We start from the raw sequence: 19,509 nt of genomic DNA on the forward strand, positions 1-19,509 counted from the left end.
GAAGGACCCGGGTGGCATGGATCGGCAGGCTAGTGGGACCGCATTTCAGGCAAGTTAACCGAGCTGTGATCGATTCAGGTCCCCGACAGCGGGGGCGACACGCTCATCAACGCGCGTAGGCCGTCACGCAGCACCTCCACCGGAGCGGGCCCGAACAGCGACTGCTGGACGAGGAAGCCGAGCACTGCGGCGATCATGGTGCGCGCCACATGGTCCGGGGGCACGTCGGCCCGCATCATCCCGGCATCCTGGTAGCCCACGACGATCCGGCCCCACGCCTCGCGCACGCCGCTGTAGCCCTCGTACAGCAGCGCCGCCAGCTCCTCGTTGCGCAGCGTCTCCGCCCACACCTGGACGATCAGACGTGGAAAGGCCGGCTGCCCGTCGACGGTCAGGGACTCCCGGGCGGCGAGGGACCGGCCGAGGACCGAGGAGACGAGAGCGTCGGGCGGCGGGGGCGGGATGTGCCGGGACGCCTCCTCGAAGGCTTCACGGACCTGGCCGAGCACCTCGCCGACGATCGCGGCGATGAGTTCCTCCTTGCCGCTGAAGTAGCGGTACACCGCCCCGGCGGACAGGTCGACCTCCTTGAGCACGTCCTGCATGGACGTGGCGTGGAAGCCGTTGCGGGCGAAGCAGATCGATGCGCCGTCGAGGATCTGCCGACGGCGGGCGTCCAGGTGTGCCTGGGATACACGGGCCATGACCGCAAAGCTAAAACGAACGTTCCTTCTTGACAAGCGGCGGCGACGGCGGGACCGTGAAGCTAAGTAAAACGAACGATCCTTCTCTTTAACGCCCATCCGCTTCAGGGGGAACCCATGTCGGCCACCCGGCGCCTGATCGCCGTCGTCCTGCTCGTCCCGACCCTCGCCGCCGTCGCCCTCTGGGCCTTCGCCTGGCCTGCCGCCCGCACCGCGCCCCGCGATCTGCCGCTCGGCGTGGCCGGCCCGCCCGCCGCGACCGCGCGGCTGGAGAAGGAACTGACCCGGCACGAGGGCGCCTTCGAGGTTCACCGCTACGCCGACCGAACGGCCGCCCGCGACGCCGTCGAGGACCGGACCGTATACGGCGCGGTGGTCGTCACGGACGAGGGACCCGAACTGCTGACCGCCTCGGCCGCGAGCCCGGTCGTCGCCCAGCTGCTTCAGCAGGCGATCGCGGGGCAGGCGGCCGCCACGGGGGGCGCCCAGGTCCGCACGGTGGACGTGGTGGCGGCTCCGGCCGCCGACCCGCGCGGCGCGGCCCTCGGCGCGAGCGTGCTGCCTCTGGCCCTGGCCGGGATCGCGGCGGGCGCGGTGGCGTCCCTGCTGGGCCTGCGCGGGAGCCGCGCCGTGCTCGCCCTGGTCGGCGCCGCCGCCCTCGTCGGACTGGTCGCGGCGGCGCTGGCGCACAGCTGGCTCGGGGTGCTCACCGGCGACTGGTGGGCGGAGGCCGCGGTGCTGGGGCTGTCGACGCTGGCGGTGAGCGCGGCGGTGGCGGGCTGCGCCGCCCTCCTCGGCACCCCGGGCATCGGAGCCGCGTCGTTCGTGGTGATGTTCCTCGGCAACCCGTTCTCCGGGGCGGCCTCGGCACCGCGGATGCTGCCGGAGCCGGTCGGGACGATCGGCCAGTGGCTGCCGCCGGGGGCCGGCACCACCCTGCTGCGCTCGGTGTCGTTCTTCGACGGAGCCGCGGCGACCGGTCCCGCGCTCACGCTGGCCTGGTGGGCCGCGCTGGGCCTCGGGGCGGTCCTGCTGGGCGCCCGGCTGAAGCGGGGAACGCCCGGGACCGGCCCGACCGTCGAGGCGCGCGAGTCCGCGCTCGTCGCCTGACCCGGTTCCACAGGGCCGTGCTCCCGCCCTGGGACGCACGGCCCTTCGCGTGCCCACGACTCGCGCCCGGGTGCGGCTCGCCCGCCGGGACGCGGGCGGCCGACGACGCGGGCGCTCCGGCCCGTCCGCCCTACGACGGATTCGGCCCCCGGTACTCCGCCGTGACCCCGAACCGGTGCTGTTCGCGGGGAGCGGACGCGACCTCGCGCACGGCGGTGACCGAGCTGATCACCGGCTCCTCCGCGGACCGGTCGAGTTCGTCGAGTCGCTCCAGGTCGGCGGCGGAGACGAGGGCGACCAGAGGCTTGCCGTGCCGGGTCACGACGACCCGCTCCCCGCCGTACACCACGCGGTTGATCAGGTCGGCGAGTTCAGCCCTGGCTTGCGTCACCGGAATCTCGTAGGCCATACCCCCATTCTAACGTCACGTACATCCTGTACATTTTTTACAGATGCCCGCCAGACGCAGAAGGAGGGGCTCCGATGAACCGACCGTCCGCCCGCCACGTCCTGCCCGAGTTCACCGAACGCACGAGCTTCGGCCACCGGACGATGGATCCGTACTCGAAGCTGCTGGAGGAACGGATCGTCTTCCTGGGGACGCCGGTCGACGACATCTCGGCGAACGACGTGATGGCCCAGTTCATGTACCTCGAGCACAAGGACCCGGACCGGGACATCGCGCTGTACATCAACTCCCCCGGCGGCTCGTTCAGCGCGATGACGGCTCTTTACGACACCATCCGGTTCGTCACCTGCGACGTGGAGACCACCTGCCTGGGCCAGGCGGGTTCCTCCGCGGCGGTGCTGCTGGCGGCAGGCACACCGGGCAAGCGGTTCGCGCTGCCGGGCGCGCGGATGACCATCCGCCAGCCGGTCCTGCCCGAGCCCGTCGAGGGACAGGCGAGCGACCTGGCCATTCAGGCCGAGGAACTGGCGCGCACCCGCGCGAGCCTGGAGGAGATGCTCGTACGGCACACCGGGCGGACCCCGGAGCAGGTGACCGCGGACATCGAACGGGACACGTTCCTCACCGCCCAGGAGGCCGTGGAGTACGGGCTGGTGGACGGGATCATCCCCAGCCGCAAGGCCTCGGCCGGCGCGGCGCACGGCGGGCGGTGAGCCTCCGATGGTGCCCGAGCTGCCGCCGCTGCCCGCGTTGACCCGCGCGGAGGCCGAGCTGATCGACGGTTACCTCGACGTGGTCGACATGCTCGGCCGGATCAACCCCGCCCACCACGGGGACACCTACCGCGGACTGCGCGCCGCCCAGGCGCTGGTGACCAAGGCGACCGCGCTGCGCGACGCGCTGACGCTGATGCACCAGCGGGGCGAGAGCGAGCTGCACGCGCCGACGCTCGCGCGGGCGCTGCGCGTCCTGGACGGGGAGCGCCGCACCGCGCGCGTCACGTTGCCTCCGCTCTCCGACAGTTGACCCGGCACGGCTCCGGTCCGGGCCTCTCGCACGCCGGGCGTGACGACCGGACCGGAGTCGAAACGGCCCAGATGGCGTACCCCCGTTCGGCGGAGCGTCTACTGTTCCGCCCACCCCTCCCAGGTTGCGCGAAAGAGCGCTCTTCGGGCGGAACGGCGGGCTCCACCGCTGGTGGGAGGCTCTGGAGCGCCTTGGCACCTGATCACCCATCAGGGTGTCCACCCGAACGGGTGAGTGGTGAGTAACCCCACAAATCCCCGGTTCCGTTGGGATTTTCGGACACAGGTGAGCCAAGATCCCTGACTGACGACAAGCCCCCGCCACAAGAGGCGGGGCGGTCCGGGCGGACGCCGAGTCCTGCCGCCGCCCGGATGACCGGTCGACAGGAGTGCATCGGCAGGAGTGGAGGACCCAAGCACGACGGGTCGCCGGAACGGTCACGCCATGACCGGGCCGAGCAGCCCTTGGGGTGAAGCCGCAGCCGCGGCCGGGCAACTTCGCCAGCCCGAATCCGACAGGTCATCCTTCACAGGCGGCTGACGAAGGGTTGCGCATGACTGCGCTCAATCGTGTCCCGTCGCTCATGGTCCGGGCCGGTACGGCCTCGGCGTTCGCCATCGCCGCCGTGGGCGGCTCGGTCGTGGTCCCGGGGCTCGCCCCGGACGCCGCGGCCGCCACACCGGCTACGAAGGCGCTCCAGATCGCGGCCTCCAAGAAGGGTGCACCATACAAGTACGGGGCCGCCGGACCGAAGAGGTTCGACTGCTCCGGGCTGACGCTGTACTCGTTCAAGAAGGCGGGCAAGAGCCTGCCCCGGACGGCGGCCCAGCAGTACAACAAGACGAAGCACATCTCGGCGTCGAGCCGCAAGGCAGGCGACCTCGTGTTCTTCCACTCCGGGTCGAACGTCTACCACGTCGGGATCTACGCGGGTAAGGGCAAGATCTGGCACTCGCCGAAGACCGGTGACGTGGTGAAACTGCAGAAGATCTGGACCAAGAGCGTCTGGTACGGCCGGGTCCGCTAGGACAGGTCCGAGCCGCGGGACGGTTTCCCGGGGCGGTGGCGGCGTCCTGACGCGCCTTCACCGCCCCGGGAGCTCACCCTCCGCCGGCGCCGCCAGGGCTCCGGCCACGGGCTCCGCCGCCGGGCCGGTCCACGGGAGCTCGACGGTGACCGTCTTGCCGCCCTCCTGGGTGGGCCGCACTCTCAGCCTGCCGCCGCACTCGGCGGTCAGCCAGCGAATGATCACCATGCCTCGGCCGTTGTCCTGCTGGACGGCGGCCGGCAGTCGTTTGGGGAAGCGCGGGTGGCTGTCGGTGACACCGACGCGCAAGTGTTCGTCACGGTCGAGGACGAGACGCACCGTGAAGGTGGGTGACTGCCCGAAGGTGTGCTGTACGGCGTTGGTGGCGAGTTCCGAGACGATCAGCCGGATGGCGTCGGCCATCTCGGTGTCCGCCGGCAGGCCCCATTCCCCGAGGGCGTCGGCCACGAAGACGCGGGCCGCCGAGACCGAGGCGGGATCGCTCGGCAGAGTGACGGATGCTTCCAGGTGATCTGCCATGGCGACGTCGTCCCTTTCCCGCGGGACCGGGAGCCCGACACGACGGGGATGGTTCGAGTACGGTCCCGGACTGGTGCTTCTTCGCCAGACTGCCATTACCTCGCCGGTCACGGGTGGCGATCCACCAAGATATGCATATATCTGTCGCCCGATGCGGTGAACTCTGCGCCGGTAGAGCGTATTTGGTCGGCCCGTCAGGAGTAAGGAGGAGCCCATGCAGCACGGTCCCGCGGTCCGCCGCCGGAAACTGGGCGCCGAACTGCGCGATCTGCGCGCCCAGGCCGGCCTCACCAGTGGCGAGGCCGCCCGGCTCGTGGGCTGGCACCAGTCCAAGGTGAGCCGCATCGAGACCGGCGTCAGTGGGTCGAAACCGGCCGATGTGCGGTTACTCCTGGATGCCTACGGTGTTGCCGATCCGCAACTGCGGGAGCTGATGCTGGCGTTGGCGGGCGGCGACGGCGGGGGCGGGCGGGACCACTGGTGGCACGCGTACCGCGGGGTGCTGCCGCTCACCTACCGGGACTTCATCAGCCTGGAGTCCCAGGCGAGCGCCATGCGCACACTGGAGACGACCGTGGTCCCGGGGCTGTTACAGACGCCCGAGTACGCGCGCGCGGTGACCAGGGCGGCGGTGGAGGGGGCCGACGAGGACCAGCTCGACACACTGGTGGAGGTGCGGCTGGCCCGCCAGGACGTGCTGCGCGCGACGCCGCCGCTGGAGCTGAACGCGGTGCTCGACGAGGCGGTGCTGCGGCGGGAGGTGGGCGGGCCCGAGGTGATGGCGCGCCAGCTGAGCCGGCTCGCGGAGGCCGCCCGGATGCCCCAAGTGCGGCTCCAGGTACTGCCGTTCGCCGCCGGAGCGCATATCGGCCTAACCGGCCCTTTCGTTATCTTCTCGTTTTCGCGCACTTCTGATCTGGATGTGGTTGTTCTCGACCACTTGACGAGTAGCCTCTATCTCGAACGGAAAGAAGACCTCCAGGCTTACACCGAGGCCTTCAACGCCCTTCGGGCGCACGCCCTTTCGCCCGGGGACTCATCGGATTACATCGCCGCGATAGCAGGCGGCGCGTAAGGAGGCACCATGTCCGCACTACCGCGGAACGTACCTTCCAGTACCGATCCCGACCGTCTCCCGGATGTGCGGTGGCTGCGCAGCAGCTACAGCACGGGAGCGAACAACTGCGTCGAGACGGCCCGGCCGGCCTCCGGCCCCCTGGCCGGTCTCCTCGCGGTACGCGACTCCAAGGACCCGGCCGGACCCGCCCTGCTCTTCTCCCCCGAGAGCTGGACGGACTTCACGGCCGTGTTTTCGCGGGTCCGCTGACCGCGCCGGAGTAGTCGGAGGCGGTCCACGGCCGTGTCACGCCGACTCATGGTCGTGTTTCGCCGATCACCCGTACAGCGCGTTCCAGCTCGGCCCCGGAGAGGTCCGCACGCGCGGTCAGCCTGAGGCGCGAGATGCCGTCGGGCACGGAGGGAGGACGGAAGCAGCCCACGGCCAGGCCTGCCGACCGGCAGTCCGCCGCCCACCGCACGGCCCCCTCCGGGGACGGCGCACGCACGGAGACGACCGCGGCGTCCGGACGCACCGCTTCCAGGCCCGCGGCCGTCAGGCGCGCGTGCAGTTCACCCGCCACCGCACGCGCGCGTGCCGCGCGATCCGGCTCCCGGCGCAGCAGCCGGAGGGCCGCCAGCGCCGCGCCCGCGGCAGCCGGGGCCAGGCCCGTGTCGAAGATGAAGGTGCGGGCCGCGTTCACCAGCTGGTCGACGACCCGCGCGGGTCCCAGCACGGCGCCGCCCTGGCTGCCCAGCGACTTGGACAGCGTGACCGTGACGACGACGTCGTCGGCCCCCGCCAGTCCCGCCGCGTACGGAGCGCCCTGCCCGCCGTCCCCGAGCACGCCGAGACCATGGGCGTCGTCGACGACCAGTCCGGCGTCGTGCTCCCGGCAGGCGGCCGCCAGGGCGGCCAGCGGGGCGGCGTCGCCGTCGACCGAGAAGACCGTGTCGGAGACGGCCACCGCCGGACCGGCGTGCGTGCCGAGCGCCTTGCGCACCGCGTCCGGGTCGGCGTGCCCGACGACCTGGGTGGTGCCGCGGGCCAGCCGGCAGCCGTCGATGAGCGAGGCGTGGTTGCCCGCGTCGGAGACGATCAGCGAGCCGTGCGGGGCCAGCGCGGTGACCGCCGCGAGGTTGGCCGCGTACCCGGAGGAGAAGACGAGGGCCGCCTCGAACCCGCAGTGCTCGGCGAGTTCCCGCTCCAGCTCGCCGTGCAGCTCGGTGGTGCCGGTGACGAGCCGGGAGCCGGTGGCACCGCCGCCCCAGGTCCTGGCGGCCGCCGCGGCGCCCTCCACGATCTCGGGATGACGGGCCAGGCCCAGGTAGTCGTTGCTCGCCAGGTCGAGCAGCGGCGAGTCGGCCGGACGGGGCCGCAGGGTCCGCACGAGTCCGGCCCGTCGGCGCAGTTCCGCCTGTTCGTCGATCCAGCCGAACGCCATGGGTCCTCCGGGCTTTTGTAGGTAGCGGACAGACACTAGCGGCCCGGCCGCCCACCCACGGTGTGGCAATACCCACACGTCGAACCCGGTGTGTTGTGCGATCCCTACCTTGGCCCGGACCGGGTGCGTAGGACAGGATCGGCTCTCATGGACCTGCTGAACACGCTGGTGGACAAGGGGCTTCGGCGCGAGCTGCCGACCCGCGAGGAAGCGCTGGCCGTGCTGGCCACTTCCGACGACGACGTGCTGGACGTGGTGGCCGCGGCCGGCCGGGTGCGCAGGCAGTGGTTCGGGCGGCGGGTGAAACTCAACTACCTCGTCAACCTCAAGTCGGGGCTGTGCCCCGAGGACTGCTCCTACTGCTCCCAGCGGCTCGGCTCCACGGCCGGGATCCTGAAGTACACCTGGCTCAAGCCGGAGGAGGCCTCCCAGGCCGCGGCGGCCGGGCTGGCGGGCGGGGCCAAGCGGGTCTGCCTGGTCGCGTCCGGGCGCGGTCCGACCGACCGGGACGTCGACCGGGTGGCCGGCACCATCAAGGCGATCAAGGACCAGAACGAGGGCGTCGAGGTGTGCGCCTGTCTGGGCCTGCTCTCCGACGGCCAGGCCGAACGGTTGCGCGAGGCGGGCGCCGACGCCTACAACCACAACCTCAACACGTCCGAGGGCACGTACGGCGAGATCACCACCACCCACACGTACGCCGACCGGGTGGACACGGTGCAGAAGGCGCACGCGGCGGGCCTGTCGGCGTGCTCGGGTCTGATCGCCGGCATGGGCGAGTCGGACGAGGACCTGGTGGACGTGGTCTTCTCGCTGCGCGAGCTGGACCCGGACTCCGTTCCCGTCAACTTCCTCATCCCGGTCGAGGGCACCCCGCTGGCCAAGGAGTGGAACCTCACCCCGCAGCGCTGTCTGCGCATCCTGGCGATGGTGCGGTTCGTCTGCCCGGACGTCGAGGTGCGCATCGCGGGCGGCCGCGAGGTGCATCTGCGCACGATGCAGCCGTTGGCCCTGCACCTGGCCAACTCGATCTTCCTGGGCGACTACCTCACGACCGAGGGCCAGGCCGGCCGGGCCGACCTGGAGATGATCGCGGACGCCGGGTTCGAGGTGGAGGGCGCGGAGCAGGTCACGCTGCCGGAGCACCGGGCGACGGCGGGCGGGGGCTGCGGGTCCCAGGAGAGCGCCGGGTGCGGGTCCCACGAGGGCGCCGGGTGCGGCTCGCACGAGGGCGGCGGGGTGTGCGGCTCCGTCCCGGCGGCCGCGGCGGCCGCCGCCCCGGTCCCGGCGGCCGGTGAGGCGCGTACGGGTCTGGTCGCCGTACGCCGCCGTGGCGCCGGTACCGATCTCGCGCCCAATGCCTGAGCGGCCCCCGCTCGGTGTGCCCGAGCTGCTGGAGCTCGACCGGCGGCACGTGTGGCATCCGTACGGTCCGATGCCCGGCCGGGCCGAACCGCTCGTCGTGGAGTCGGCGAGCGGGGTACGGCTGCGGCCGGCGGACGGCTCGGGCGAGCTGGTCGACGGCATGGCGTCCTGGTGGTCGGCGATCCACGGTTACAACCACCCGGTGCTCAACGAGGCCGTACGCGAGCAGCTGGGCCGGATGAGTCATGTGATGTTCGGCGGGCTCACCCACGAGCCCGCCGTACGTCTGGCGAAGTTGCTTGTCGACATGTCGCCCGAAGGTCTCGAGCATGTCTTCCTCGCCGACTCCGGCTCGGTGTCGGTCGAGGTCGCGGTGAAGATGTGCCTCCAGTACTGGCGCTCGCTGGGACGCCCGGGCAAGCGACGCCTGCTGACGTGGCGCGGTGGCTACCACGGCGACACCTGGCAGCCGATGTCGGTGTGCGACCCCGAGGGCGGGATGCACGACCTGTGGACCGGGGTGCTGCCCCGGCAGGTCTTCGTCGACCCGCCTCCGGTGGAGTTCGAGGAGTCGTACGCCGACCTGCTGCGCGAGGCGGTCGAGCGGCACGCCGACGAACTGGCCGCGGTCATCGTGGAGCCGGTGGTGCAGGGCGCGGGCGGGATGCGCTTCCACTCCCCCGGGTATCTGCGGGTGCTGCGCGAGGCGTGCGACGCGCACGACGTGCTGCTGGTGTTCGACGAGATCGCCACCGGGTTCGGACGCACGGGCGCGCTGTTCGCGGCGGAGCACGCGGCGGTGACGCCGGACGTGATGTGCGTCGGCAAGGCGCTGACCGGCGGCTATCTGACGATGGCGGCTGCCCTGTGCACCTCCCGGGTGGCCGACGGGATCTCGCGGGGCGAGGTACCGGTCCTGGCCCACGGGCCGACGTTCATGGGCAATCCCCTCGCCGCGGCCGTCGCCTGCGCCTCGATCGAGCTGCTGCTCGGGCAGGACTGGCTCACGGAGGTCAAGCGGATCGAGACGGGACTGCGGGACGGGCTCGCCGAGGCCGCGGAGGTGCCCGGCGTGCGGGACGTCCGGGTCCTCGGCGCCATCGGCGTCGTCCAGCTCGACCGCCCCGTGGACATGACCGCCGCCACCCGGGCCGCCGTCCGCGAGGGCGTCTGGCTGCGGCCGTTCCGCGATCTGGTCTACACGATGCCGCCGTACGTCACCGATGACGCGGACGTGGCACGGATCGCGCGCGCGGTGTGCGCCGCGGCGCGGGAGGGATGAACATGCCGATCCTGGTGATCACGGGGACGGGCACGGAGGTCGGCAAGACCGTCACGACGGCCGCGATCGCCGCGTCGGCGCTCGCGGCCGGCCGGTCGGTGGCCGTCCTCAAGGCCGCGCAGACCGGTGTACGGGCGGACGAGTGCGGGGACGCCGACGAGGTGACGCGGCTCGCGGGCGCCGTGACGACGGCCGAACTGGCCCGGTATCCCGAGCCGTTGGCTCCGGCGACGGCGGCGCGACGGGCGGGCCTGGCGCCGGTGCGGCCGTACGACGTCGTCGAGGGGGCACGGAAGCTGGCCGCCGACCACGATCTGGTGCTCGTGGAAGGGGCGGGCGGGCTGCTCGTACGGTTCGACGAGGCGGGCGGGACGCTGGCCGACGCGGCGCAGCTGCTGCGGGCACCGGTGCTGGTCGTGGCGTCGGCGGGGCTGGGCACGCTGAACACCACGGAACTGACGGCACGTGAACTGCGTTCGCGGGAGGTGGAGTTGCTGGGCGTCGTCATCGGCAGCTGGCCCGAATCCCCGGATCTGGCGTCCCGTTGCAATGTGGTGGACCTGCCGGAGGTGGCCGGCGCCCCGCTGTTGGGGGCGCTGCCCTCGGGGGCCGGCGCTCTCGCACCCGCCGACTTCCGTACCGTGGCGCCCGGTTGGCTGGCACCCCGTCTCGACGGGACGTGGGAGGCACAGGCGTTCCGGGAGCGGACCGGCCCGGGGGCGTAGACCGCGTCCCCGCGGAGTGGCGCCGGCTGCCCGGAGGGCGGGGCTCGCGGCGTCATGGGGGTGCCCCCGCGCGAGCGCATTCGAGGGCGGGGGAGCGTGCGCTCGCAAGGCGGAAGGTCGCCCTCGTACCGGGTGTACGAGGACGACCCGGACAACGCGGCTGGGCGTGCCCCCTCCGGGATGGCGCGTGCCGACGTCGCGAGCCGGGCGGGACTTCGCTGACACGGCCTGGGTCGTGGTGCCCGACGATTCGCGTCGGATCAGCGGGCGGGCGTCCGGTGCGCTGCATCGCACGGCGGAGGACGACCCGCGTACTGGGCGTACTCGAGTCGTGCGACGACGCGGCGAGGTGCCGTGCCCGGCGTCGCCCGCCCGGCGGGAATCGTCGGACACGGCCCGGCCGTTAGCCGTCGTCCGCGTCCGCGAGCAGCCGTACGAGTTCGATGCGGGAGCGGATGCCCAGGCGGGTGAAGACGCCCCGCAGGTGGTGGTCGATGGTGCGAGGGCTGAGGGCGAGGCGGGTGGCGATCTCCCGGTTCGTGGCGCCGTCCGCGGCCATGCGGGCGACCAGGAGTTGCTGGGCGGTCAGGTGGGACCCCGGACTTCGGTCGCCGCGGGCGGGCGTCGCGGGGGCGCCGAGGGCGCGGAGTTCGGCGCGGGCGCTCTCGGCGCAGTGCGGGGCGCCGAAGGACTCGAACGCCTCCAGGGCGCTGTGCAGCCGGTCGCGGGCCTCCGTGCGTCGGCGCAGTCTGCGCAGGGCGCTGCCGAACAACAGTTCGGTGCGGGCCCGTTCGAAGGCACGCGTTCCCTCGGCGTGCAGATCGAGTGCCGCACGGTAGTGCTCCAGGGCGTCGGCCCCCGGCGTGAGCAGGGCCCGGCAGCGGGCGCTCAGCGCCAGGTCGTCGGCGCTGTCCACGGCGCGGGCCCAGCGGTCGTAGTCGGCGTGCGCGGCGCGAGCGACACGGGTCTCGCCGGTGCGGACGGCGGCCTCGACATAGTGCGGGGTGGCCAGGTGGCGGATGGCCCGGTGGCCGTGGCCCGGACCCGACGCGGCGAGCGCCCGCAGCCGGGCCGCGGCGGCGTCGAAGCGACCGGAACCGAGGTCGAGGAAGGCGAGCGCCCACTGCGCCAGGGCGGCTGGCAGGCCCAGGGCGTGGGCGAGGGCGTGGGAGCGGGCGGCCGCGGCCCGCTCCCGGCACAGGTCTTCGTCGCCGGTGAGCGCGGCGAACATCGCGAGAGCGGCCTGGAGATGGCAGGCGCCGTTGTCCTGTCCGGTGGCGTACGCCTGTCGCAGGGCGTCCAGGGCGGCGGCCTCGGCGGCGCGCGGGCGGCCGGTCCAGAACTCGGCGTAGGCCCGGAACTCCATGGCCTGGGACACGACGGCGGTCACGCCCCGGGCACGGGCCGCGGCGGCCGCGCGGACCGTGGCGGTGGCGGCACGGGTGTGGTCGCCGAGCATCAGCGCGGCGATGCCCGCGTGCAGGAGAAGGGTGGGGTCACCGCCCGGACCGCACCGTCCGGCGGTGGCCTCCAGCAGGTCGCGCGCGTCTTCGTACCGCCCGTCGACGGCCGCGGCGATCCCGCCGAGCACGCCCGGCGGGCCCATGCCCAACTGCCCGGCGACGAGCGCCGCTTCACGACACCGACGCAGGTCACCGGTGTAGACGGCGGCTTCGGCGGCCCGGGCGAGGAGGTGCGCGGCGGGCCCGGCGCCCTCCGCCCCGACGGCGACGGCTTCGACGCCAACGCCACCGAGGCCCCCGGCCCCCGGGGCGGACCCAGCAGCCACGATCGCCCCGTCGATCCCGCCGGCCCCGTCCGCCCCCGGGCCCCCCGCAGACCCGGCAGCCCCGGCAGCCCACGCCGGCTCGGCCGCGTCGGTCGTGGTTCCCTCCGCCGTCCCGCCGGGTCCGGTGAGGTCGGTGGCGGGGGTGCTGGGGGCGGTGTCGGTTCCCCCTGGGGGCGGGGCGGCGGGCGCGGGCCGGCGCGCGCCGGGCGTGCCGACTGCCCGTGTCGCTCCGGTCAGCAGCGCGTCGAACGCCTCCCCCGCGTGCCCCGTTCGCAGGGCGAGGATGCCGGTGAGGGCGTCGGCGTCGGTGCGGGCGGCCAGAGCGCGGGACCGGTCGCCGTCACCGGAGTGCCAGGCGTCGGCAGCCGCGAGGGCGAGGAGGCGGGACCGTTCGCGGGGGTCCGCGCAGAGCGCGGCGGCACGTTCGGCGAGGGCGGCGGAGAGCGCCGGGTCGGCGGCGGCGCGCGCCCGGGCGGCGGCCGCCGCCAGTTCCACGGCGAGTCGCGTGCTGGGGCCGAGCGCGGCGGCGCCCCGGTGCCAGGCCCGGCGGGGCGCCTCCGTCGGGCCGTGCAGGACACGGGCGAGCAGTCGGTGGGCCTCGCGCCGGTCGGCCGGATCGGCGGTCTCGTACGCGGCGATCCGGGTCCAGGGGTCACGGAAGCCGACCCCGCCGGCCGTGGCGTAGGCGATCCCGGCCGCTTCGGCGGCCTCGAGGGGCCGGGTGTCCAGGCGGACGGCGGCGACGGCGCGCAGGAAGGCATGGGTGGCCACCGGGTACTGGTCGGCGGCCGCCAGCAGCAGCACCACCCGGGTGCCGTCGGGCAGCGCGCGGACCTCCCGGCGGTGGGCGCGCAGCGTCTCGGGCGCGAGGTCGGCGGGTTCGCCCGGCAGGGGGTCGAGGCCGGCCGCCTGCCGTTCGGTCAGCCGCGCGACGAGTTCGGCGGCGGCGCGCGCATCGCCGTACACGAGGCGCAGCACACGCACGCGGACGCCTTCGGACAGCGGTGGACCCGAGCGCCGGCGCGGGACCGGGTCCGGGGGCGTCGGCGACGAAGTGCGGTCCAGGGGCGGGGGGTTCACCGATGTCACCACACAACTGACGTTACTGGCGGGTTACTTGAACCGTAAAGACTGGCGATTACACCGATGCGGCGCGCGTAGACCCGGCCGGACACTCCTGGCAACCCCACACGTTTCAGGAGGCATCATGCAGCGCCCCAAGCGTCGCATCGCCGCGGCTCTCTCGGCCGTGGTCTCTTCGCTCCTTCTGTCACTGTCCTTCTCCGCCCCCACAGCCCACGCCGCGACCCACGATCCGATCGTCTTCGTGCACGGCATCAGCAGTTCCTCCAGCAGTTGGGACGACTGGGTCGCGGACTTCAAGGCCGACGGCTACACGGCCGCCGAGCTGGACGCCTGGTCGTACAGCTGGTCCCAGTCGAACGCCACCACCGCCTCCCAACTGGCCACCGAGATCAAGAAGGTGCTGGCGAGAACGGGCGCCGCCAAGGTCGACGTCGTCATCCACTCCATGGGCGCGCTCAGCTCCCGCTACTACCTCAAGAACCTCGGCGGCACCGCGTACGTGGACGACCTCGTCTCCGTCGCGGGCACCAACCACGGGACCTCGGTAGCCTCGTGGTGCAGCTGGATCTACACCTCCTGCGCGGAGATGGTCACCGGCAGCTCGTACCTCACCGCGCTCAACTCCGGCGACGAGACTCCGGGCAGCGTGAACTACGCGACCTACTGGTCGAACTGCGACGCAGCCATCGACCCGGACTCCTCGGCACTGCTGAGCGGGGCCACCAACGTCGGCGTCGGCTGCATCTCGCACAACGACATGAACAACGACCACGGCGTATACGAACGGGTGCGCGACTTCATCCAGTGATCCATCGGACGATTTCGCCCGGTGATCCTTCCGGAGATTCGTCCGGAGACCCGCGCGAAAGCGACAACGGGGGTGCGACGGGCCTGTTCGGGGGAGAATCCCGACAGGTCCGTCCTGCCCGGGAGGTCGCCATGCCGCTACGCTTCACCGGTTCCGGCAAGGTGCCCGGCGATCCCGTCCACCATCCGCTGTTCGCCCGCTGCTACGCCCGGCTGGGGACGGCCGCGGAGACCCGTGCGGGACTCGCCGGTGTGCGCGACCGGCTGCTCGTCGGGCTCTCCGGCCGCGTCATAGAGATCGGCGCGGGCAACGGGCTGAACTTCGCGCACTACCCCGGAGCCGTCTCGGAGGTCGTCGCGATCGAGCCGGAGCGCCGGATGCGGCAGCTCGCGCTCGACGCGGCCCTGCGCGCCGGGGTGCCCGTGGACGTCGTACCGGGGGCGGCCGAGGCGCTGCCGGTCAAGAGCGAGGCGTTCGACGCGGCCGTGGTTTCGCTGGTGCTGTGCAGCGTGCGGGACGTGCCGCGTGCCCTGGCCGAGCTGCGGCGGGTGCTGCGGCCCGGCGGCGAGGTGCGGTTCCTCGAGCACGGGCCCGGCGGCGGCCGGGCGATGCTGCTCACCCAGCGCGCACTGGACCGGACCGTGTGGCCGCACCTGGCCGGCGGCTGCCGGCTCACCCGCGACGCGGTCGGCGCGCTCCGGGACGCCGGGTTCGAACTGGGCCCGTACCGGCGGACACTGCTGCCCGAGAAGGGGCCGCGGCTGCCGTTCTCCTACTGCGTGACCGGGACCGCCTGGCGGCCCGCGGCACCCGAGTGAGCCTCACAGACTCCACTGGCGCAGTTCCTGCGCGATGTCGGACACCGACGCCTCCCCGTTCTTGACCAGGCGGGCCAGATCGCGGACCTGTTCGGGCGAAGTGGCGACCTTCAAGCCGCTGGCTACGAGATAGGCGTACGCGACGGCGCAGGCGAACAGGGCGTTGGAGCGCTCCAGCGCGGGAACGTGGATGAGGAGCTGAAGCAGCGCGGCGGCGCGGGCCGGCGCGTCGTCGTAGACGGGGACGTCGAATATCTCGGCCTGGTGGCGGGCCACGGCCGCGACGAGCGCTCCCCAGTCGGTGACCTGGGGATCCCCCGGGGTGTTCTGTTCGGCGAGCATGAGGAGCCAGGCGAGGTCGATGCGCAGGTCGCTCAAGGGATCAACGGCGACCTTCGCGCGTGCCGCCCTCGCGTTCAGCGCCGAACTCCTCGACGAAGACCGCCTCGTACTGCTTCATGAAGTCGCTGGCGGCCTCGACGAACGTGTGGCCGACTTCGCCGGCGTCCTGTCTGACCAGCTCTTCTATGTAGCGGTTGACGCTCATGCCGCGGGCCGTGGCGCGCTCGCGGGCAGCCTGTGCCGTGCCCTCGTCGACGCGTACGTTCAGCTGGGTCTTCGCCATACCTCGACGCTAGCGCCGAAATGCTAGCAACGGCAAGCGCGGCCGGGATTCGAAAAGTGATACCGGGTGTGCGCCGGGTCACACTACGCTCGGCCCGGCAGGAACATCGGTATGCGGTCGGCACGTCCACACAAGCGAGGAGGCAGCCTTGTCCACACCTGCTGCGGAGCACGCCCCCGGCCTGGCTTCGGCCGACCGGATCGCGGCCCGCGCCCGCGGTCTGACCAAGGCGTACGGCTCGGGCGAGACCACGGTGCTCGCCCTGGACTCGGTGGACGTGGACATCGCGCGCGGCCGCTTCACCGCCGTGATGGGCCCGTCCGGCTCAGGGAAGTCGACCCTGATGCACTGTCTGGCGGGCCTCGACACCGTTTCGGCCGGTCAGGTGTGGCTCGGGGACACCGAGATCACGGGGCTGAAGGAGCGTGAGCTGACCCGGCTGCGACGGGACCGGATCGGGTTCATGTTCCAGTCCTTCAACCTGATCCCGACGCTCAACGCGGCCGAGAACATCACCCTGCCCATGGACATCGCGGGCCAGAAGCCCGACCAGAAGTGGGTGGACCAGGTGATCGACACACTCGGCCTGCGGGACCGGCTGAAGCACCGGCCGTCGCAGCTGTCCGGCGGCCAGCAGCAGCGCGTGGCCTGCGCCCGGGCACTCGCCTCCCGCCCCGAGCTGATCTTCGCCGACGAGCCGACCGGCAACCTGGACTCGCGCGCCGGACTGGAGGTCCTGGCGTTCCTGCGGGAGGCCGTCGACAACCTGGGGCAGACCGTCGTCATGGTCACCCATGACCCGGGTGCCGCCGCCCATTCCGACCTGGTGCTCTTCCTCGCGGACGGGCGGATCGTGGACGAGATGGAGCGGCCGACGGCCGAGGGCGTGCTGGAGCGGATGAAGCGTTTCGACGTGATCCGCGCCCAGTTCGACGGCGAGAGCGGCGACAGCACGGACGTCCCCGGCACCGGCGCCCGGGCCACCGGCGTCAGCGACGCCGGCGCCGACGCCGACGCCGAGGAGAAGTGATCCGGTGCTGAAGGCGACACTCAGGAGTTTCCTCGCGCACAAGGGCCGCCTGCTCCTGTCCGCGCTCGCCGTCGTCCTGTCGGTGGCGTTCGTCGCGGGCAGCCTGATCTTCTCCGACACGGTGACGCGGACCTTCGACCGGCTCTTCGCGTCCACGTCGGCGGATGTGACGGTCGAGCCCAGGGACGACCTGAACGCGTCCGTGCCGACCGGCGCGGTGCAGACCGTGCCCGCCTCCCTCGCCGGGAAGGTGGCCCAGGTCGACGGCGTCGAGTCGGCCCACGCGGACGTGAGCGTGGAGAACATCACGGTCGTGGACAGCGACAACGAGTCCGTCGGACCGACCACCGGCGCGCCCACCATCGCCACCGACTGGTACGTCACCGACCGCAGCCCGGTGAAGCTGACCTCCGGCCACGCCCCGCGGGGCGCCGGTGAGGCCATGCTCGACGCCGACACCGCCGACAAGAAGAACGTGAAGATCGGCGACGCACTGACCGTGATGGCCCAGCCGGGCACCTTCAAGGTGAAGATCGTCGGCATCGCCACCTTCACCACCACCAACCCCGGCGCGGCCCTGGTCTACCTCGACCCCGAGACCGCGGGCACGCAGTTGCTGGGGGCGGCCGACAAGGCCACGAGCATCTCCGTCGACGCGGCGCGCGGGGTGAGCGACGCGGCGCTCGACAAGCGTGTCGTCGCCGCGATCGGTGCCGGGACGTACGACGTCAAGACCGCGGACGAGCAGGCGAAGTCGTCGTCGGAGTCCCTGGGCGGGTTCCTCGACGTGATCAAGTACGTGATGCTCGGCTTCGCCGGGATCGCCGTCCTGGTCGGCGTGTTCCTGATCGTCAACACGTTCTCGATGCTGATCGCCCAGCGGACCCGTGAGCTGGGCCTGCTGCGCGCCCTGGGCGCCGACCGCCGCCAGGTACGCCGCTCGGTGCTCACCGAGGCGGTGCTGCTCGGTCTCGTGGGTTCCACGCTCGGCCTCGCCGCCGGCATCGGTCTGGCGGCCGGGCTGATCAAGCTCATGAGCGCGTTCGGCATGAACCTGAAGGCCACGGAGATGGTCGTCGGCTGGGCGACCCCGGTGTCGGCGTACGTCGTCGGCGTCGGCGTCACCTTCGTGGCGGCCTATCTCCCGGCCCGGCGCGCCGCGACCGTGTCGCCGATGGCGGCCCTCGCGGACGCCGACATCGCCGGAGTGGGCCGCCCGCTCAAGGTGCGCGCGGTGGTGGGCACGGTCGTCGGTGCGCTGGGCGTGGCCGCGCTGGCCGGCTGCGCGACCTCCTCGAAGACGGCGTCCGCGGCCTCCCTGCTGGGCCTGGGCGTCGTACTCACGCTCATCGCCACCGTCATCGCGGGCCCGCTTCTCGTCCGCCCGGTGATCCGCGTCCTCGGCGGCGCCTTCCCCGCGCTGTTCGGCTCGATCGGCCGGATGAGCCAGCGCAACGCCCTGCGCAACCCGCGCCGTACGGGGGCCACGGCGGCCGCGTTGATGGTGGGCCTCGCCCTGGTCGGCGGGATGTCGGTGGCGAGCGCCTCGATGTCCAAGTCCTTCGACCAGCAGATCGACAAGACCCTGGGCGCCGACTTCGTCATCCAGAACGCCAACTTCACGCCGTTCTCCACGGAGGTCACGAACGCGGTGCGCGACACCGAGGGGGTCGGCCTCGTCGTACGGCAGCGGTTCGCGCCGGTCGCCGTACGGCTGCCCGACGGCAAGCGCGTAGAGACGACCGCCACCGGCTACGACGACCGGGTCGACGACGTCGCGCACGTCACGTACGCCGAGGGTGGCACGGCGGCCGCGCTGGCCGACGGCGCCATCGGCATGGACGTCGACTTCGCCGAGGACCACGGCGTGCGGCTGGGCAGCGTGCTGCCGGTGCAGTTCCCCGGCGGCCGGACCACGTCCCTGAAGGTGGGCGCGCTCACCGATCAGGACACCGGCGACGGGTTCGGCATGCAGGGCGGGCTGTTCCTCGGCATCGCCACCGTCGAGAAGTACGTACCCGACGGGCAGGACTCCGCGCTGTACGTGAACGCGGCCTCCGGCACGACCGGCGACCAGTTGCGTCCCCGCCTGGAGAAGACGCTCGACGCGTATCCGCAGGTGCAGGCGCGTGACCAGGCCGACTACAAGAAGCTGGTGCACGACCAGATCGCCGTCCTGCTGTACCTGGTGTACGCCCTGCTCGGGCTCGCGATCGTGATCGCGGTGCTCGGTGTGGTGAACACCCTGGCGCTGTCGGTGGTGGAGCGGACCCGGGAGATCGGACTGCTGCGTGCCATCGGGCTGGGCCGGCGGCAGTTGCGCCGGATGGTTCGGCTGGAGTCGGTCGTGATCGCGGTGTTCGGCGCGGTGCTGGGGCTGGCGCTCGGGCTGGTGTGGGGCGTGTGCATACAGCAGGTGCTGGAGTTGCAGGGCATGAAGGCCTTCGCCGTCCCGTGGGGCACGATCGTCGCGGTCGTGGTGGGCTCCGCGGTGGTCGGGGTGGTGGCGGCGCTGCTGCCCGCGTTGCGCGCCTCGCGGATGAACGTGCTGGCCGCGATCGCGCACGAGTGACGCGCGGGCAGGGAGGAGACCGAGCCACCTGCCCCGCCCACGAGTCGGCATGGCTGCCCGCATGCCGTCATGTCGTCGGTATGCCGTCCGGG

The 19,509-nt window shown here is 72.6% G+C and carries 20 protein-coding genes and 1 riboswitch; of the genes, 13 read left to right on the forward strand and 7 right to left on the reverse strand.

Annotation, left to right across the window (positions count from 1 at the left end):
• Positions 1-74 precede the first annotated feature (74 nt).
• Positions 75-704: a TetR/AcrR family transcriptional regulator gene (locus ACIPFH_RS38855; RefSeq protein ID WP_356248278.1), complete on the reverse strand. Its 630-nt coding sequence runs from the start codon at positions 702-704 to the stop codon at positions 75-77.
• A gap of 117 nt (positions 705-821) precedes the next feature.
• Between ACIPFH_RS38855 and ACIPFH_RS38860 the strand changes: the two genes are divergently transcribed.
• Positions 822-1,814, forward strand: coding sequence for an ABC transporter permease (locus tag ACIPFH_RS38860; RefSeq protein ID WP_401834092.1), 993 nt, complete (start codon positions 822-824; stop codon positions 1,812-1,814).
• A 130-nt stretch (positions 1,815-1,944) separates the two neighbouring features.
• Here the strand turns inward: ACIPFH_RS38860 and ACIPFH_RS38865 are convergent, their stop codons facing one another.
• Positions 1,945-2,223, reverse strand: a complete 279-nt coding sequence (locus ACIPFH_RS38865) for a type II toxin-antitoxin system Phd/YefM family antitoxin (protein WP_401834093.1) — start codon at positions 2,221-2,223, stop codon at positions 1,945-1,947.
• A gap of 74 nt (positions 2,224-2,297) precedes the next feature.
• Between ACIPFH_RS38865 and ACIPFH_RS38870 the strand changes: the two genes are divergently transcribed.
• The 3 genes from ACIPFH_RS38870 to ACIPFH_RS38880 all read left to right on the forward strand — a co-directional run bounded on the left by ACIPFH_RS38870 (position 2,298) and on the right by ACIPFH_RS38880 (position 4,276).
• Entirely contained in the window at positions 2,298-2,936 is a 639-nt protein-coding gene (locus tag ACIPFH_RS38870) for an ATP-dependent Clp protease proteolytic subunit (protein ID WP_401834096.1), read from the forward strand.
• A gap of 7 nt (positions 2,937-2,943) precedes the next feature.
• Positions 2,944-3,249, forward strand: a complete 306-nt coding sequence (locus tag ACIPFH_RS38875) for a hypothetical protein (RefSeq protein WP_142269183.1) — start codon at positions 2,944-2,946, stop codon at positions 3,247-3,249.
• A gap of 338 nt (positions 3,250-3,587) precedes the next feature.
• Positions 3,588-3,799: riboswitch (cyclic di-AMP (ydaO/yuaA leader) on the forward strand.
• 3 nt (positions 3,800-3,802) lie between these two features.
• The gene (locus ACIPFH_RS38880) at positions 3,803-4,276 is read left to right on the forward strand and encodes a C40 family peptidase (protein ID WP_356248288.1); all 474 of its coding nucleotides are present in this window, start codon (positions 3,803-3,805) and stop codon (positions 4,274-4,276) included.
• 57 nt (positions 4,277-4,333) lie between these two features.
• Here the strand turns inward: ACIPFH_RS38880 and ACIPFH_RS38885 are convergent, their stop codons facing one another.
• On the reverse strand, positions 4,334-4,816 hold the full coding sequence (locus ACIPFH_RS38885; RefSeq protein ID WP_401834099.1) for an ATP-binding protein: 483 nt from the start codon (positions 4,814-4,816) through the stop codon (positions 4,334-4,336).
• Between the two features lie 214 nt (positions 4,817-5,030).
• Here ACIPFH_RS38885 and ACIPFH_RS38890 point away from each other — a divergent pair, with 214 nt between their 5' ends.
• Together ACIPFH_RS38890 and ACIPFH_RS38895 are read left to right on the forward strand one after the other, a co-directional pair.
• Entirely contained in the window at positions 5,031-5,891 is an 861-nt protein-coding gene (locus tag ACIPFH_RS38890) for a helix-turn-helix domain-containing protein (protein ID WP_401834100.1), read from the forward strand.
• Positions 5,892-5,900: 9 nt separating this feature from the next.
• Entirely contained in the window at positions 5,901-6,143 is a 243-nt protein-coding gene (locus ACIPFH_RS38895; protein WP_401834103.1) for a DUF397 domain-containing protein, read from the forward strand.
• A gap of 46 nt (positions 6,144-6,189) precedes the next feature.
• Here ACIPFH_RS38895 and ACIPFH_RS38900 read toward each other — a convergent pair whose 3' ends face one another.
• Positions 6,190-7,317: an 8-amino-7-oxononanoate synthase gene (locus ACIPFH_RS38900; RefSeq protein WP_401834105.1), complete on the reverse strand. Its 1,128-nt coding sequence runs from the start codon at positions 7,315-7,317 to the stop codon at positions 6,190-6,192.
• 147 nt (positions 7,318-7,464) lie between these two features.
• Between ACIPFH_RS38900 and bioB the strand changes: the two genes are divergently transcribed.
• Genes bioB through bioD form a run of 3 tightly spaced genes read left to right on the forward strand, consistent with a single transcriptional unit; the run spans position 7,465 to position 10,689 of the window.
• Positions 7,465-8,682: a biotin synthase BioB gene (bioB, locus tag ACIPFH_RS38905; RefSeq protein WP_401834107.1), complete on the forward strand. Its 1,218-nt coding sequence runs from the start codon at positions 7,465-7,467 to the stop codon at positions 8,680-8,682.
• A complete protein-coding gene (locus ACIPFH_RS38910; RefSeq protein ID WP_401834110.1) occupies positions 8,675-9,964 on the forward strand; it encodes an adenosylmethionine--8-amino-7-oxononanoate transaminase in 1,290 nt (429 codons plus the stop codon). The genes bioB and ACIPFH_RS38910 overlap by 8 nt, the downstream gene beginning before the upstream one ends.
• Positions 9,965-9,966: 2 nt before the next feature.
• Positions 9,967-10,689: a dethiobiotin synthase gene (bioD, locus tag ACIPFH_RS38915; RefSeq protein ID WP_401834304.1), complete on the forward strand. Its 723-nt coding sequence runs from the start codon at positions 9,967-9,969 to the stop codon at positions 10,687-10,689.
• 403 nt (positions 10,690-11,092) lie between these two features.
• On the opposite strand, the gene ACIPFH_RS38920 is transcribed toward bioD, so the two are convergent.
• Positions 11,093-13,462, reverse strand: a complete 2,370-nt coding sequence (locus tag ACIPFH_RS38920) for a LuxR C-terminal-related transcriptional regulator (RefSeq protein ID WP_401834113.1) — start codon at positions 13,460-13,462, stop codon at positions 11,093-11,095.
• A 223-nt stretch (positions 13,463-13,685) separates the two neighbouring features.
• On the opposite strand from ACIPFH_RS38920, the gene ACIPFH_RS38925 reads away from it, so the two are divergent.
• A complete protein-coding gene (locus ACIPFH_RS38925; RefSeq protein WP_401834116.1) occupies positions 13,686-14,372 on the forward strand; it encodes an esterase/lipase family protein in 687 nt (228 codons plus the stop codon).
• 131 nt (positions 14,373-14,503) lie between these two features.
• The gene (locus ACIPFH_RS38930) at positions 14,504-15,190 is read left to right on the forward strand and encodes a class I SAM-dependent methyltransferase (RefSeq protein ID WP_401834119.1); all 687 of its coding nucleotides are present in this window, start codon (positions 14,504-14,506) and stop codon (positions 15,188-15,190) included.
• 3 nt (positions 15,191-15,193) lie between these two features.
• Here the strand turns inward: ACIPFH_RS38930 and ACIPFH_RS38935 are convergent, their stop codons facing one another.
• Together ACIPFH_RS38935 and ACIPFH_RS38940 are read right to left on the reverse strand one after the other, a co-directional pair.
• The gene (locus ACIPFH_RS38935) at positions 15,194-15,568 is read right to left on the reverse strand and encodes a fic family toxin-antitoxin system, toxin component (protein WP_401834122.1); all 375 of its coding nucleotides are present in this window, start codon (positions 15,566-15,568) and stop codon (positions 15,194-15,196) included.
• Positions 15,569-15,572: 4 nt separating this feature from the next.
• Positions 15,573-15,815, reverse strand: a complete 243-nt coding sequence (locus ACIPFH_RS38940) for a toxin-antitoxin system HicB family antitoxin (protein WP_356250849.1) — start codon at positions 15,813-15,815, stop codon at positions 15,573-15,575.
• A gap of 148 nt (positions 15,816-15,963) precedes the next feature.
• Between ACIPFH_RS38940 and ACIPFH_RS38945 the strand changes: the two genes are divergently transcribed.
• Positions 15,964-16,845, forward strand: a complete 882-nt coding sequence (locus tag ACIPFH_RS38945) for an ABC transporter ATP-binding protein (RefSeq protein WP_401834125.1) — start codon at positions 15,964-15,966, stop codon at positions 16,843-16,845.
• A 4-nt stretch (positions 16,846-16,849) separates the two neighbouring features.
• Positions 16,850-19,417 (forward strand): ABC transporter permease, encoded by a 2,568-nt coding sequence (locus ACIPFH_RS38950; RefSeq protein ID WP_401834126.1) that lies wholly within the window; start codon positions 16,850-16,852, stop codon positions 19,415-19,417.
• Positions 19,418-19,509: the final 92 nt, after the last annotated feature.

This window comes from Streptomyces sp. NPDC088157 (assembly GCF_044741545.1).
Classification (GTDB): domain Bacteria; phylum Actinomycetota; class Actinomycetes; order Streptomycetales; family Streptomycetaceae; genus Streptomyces.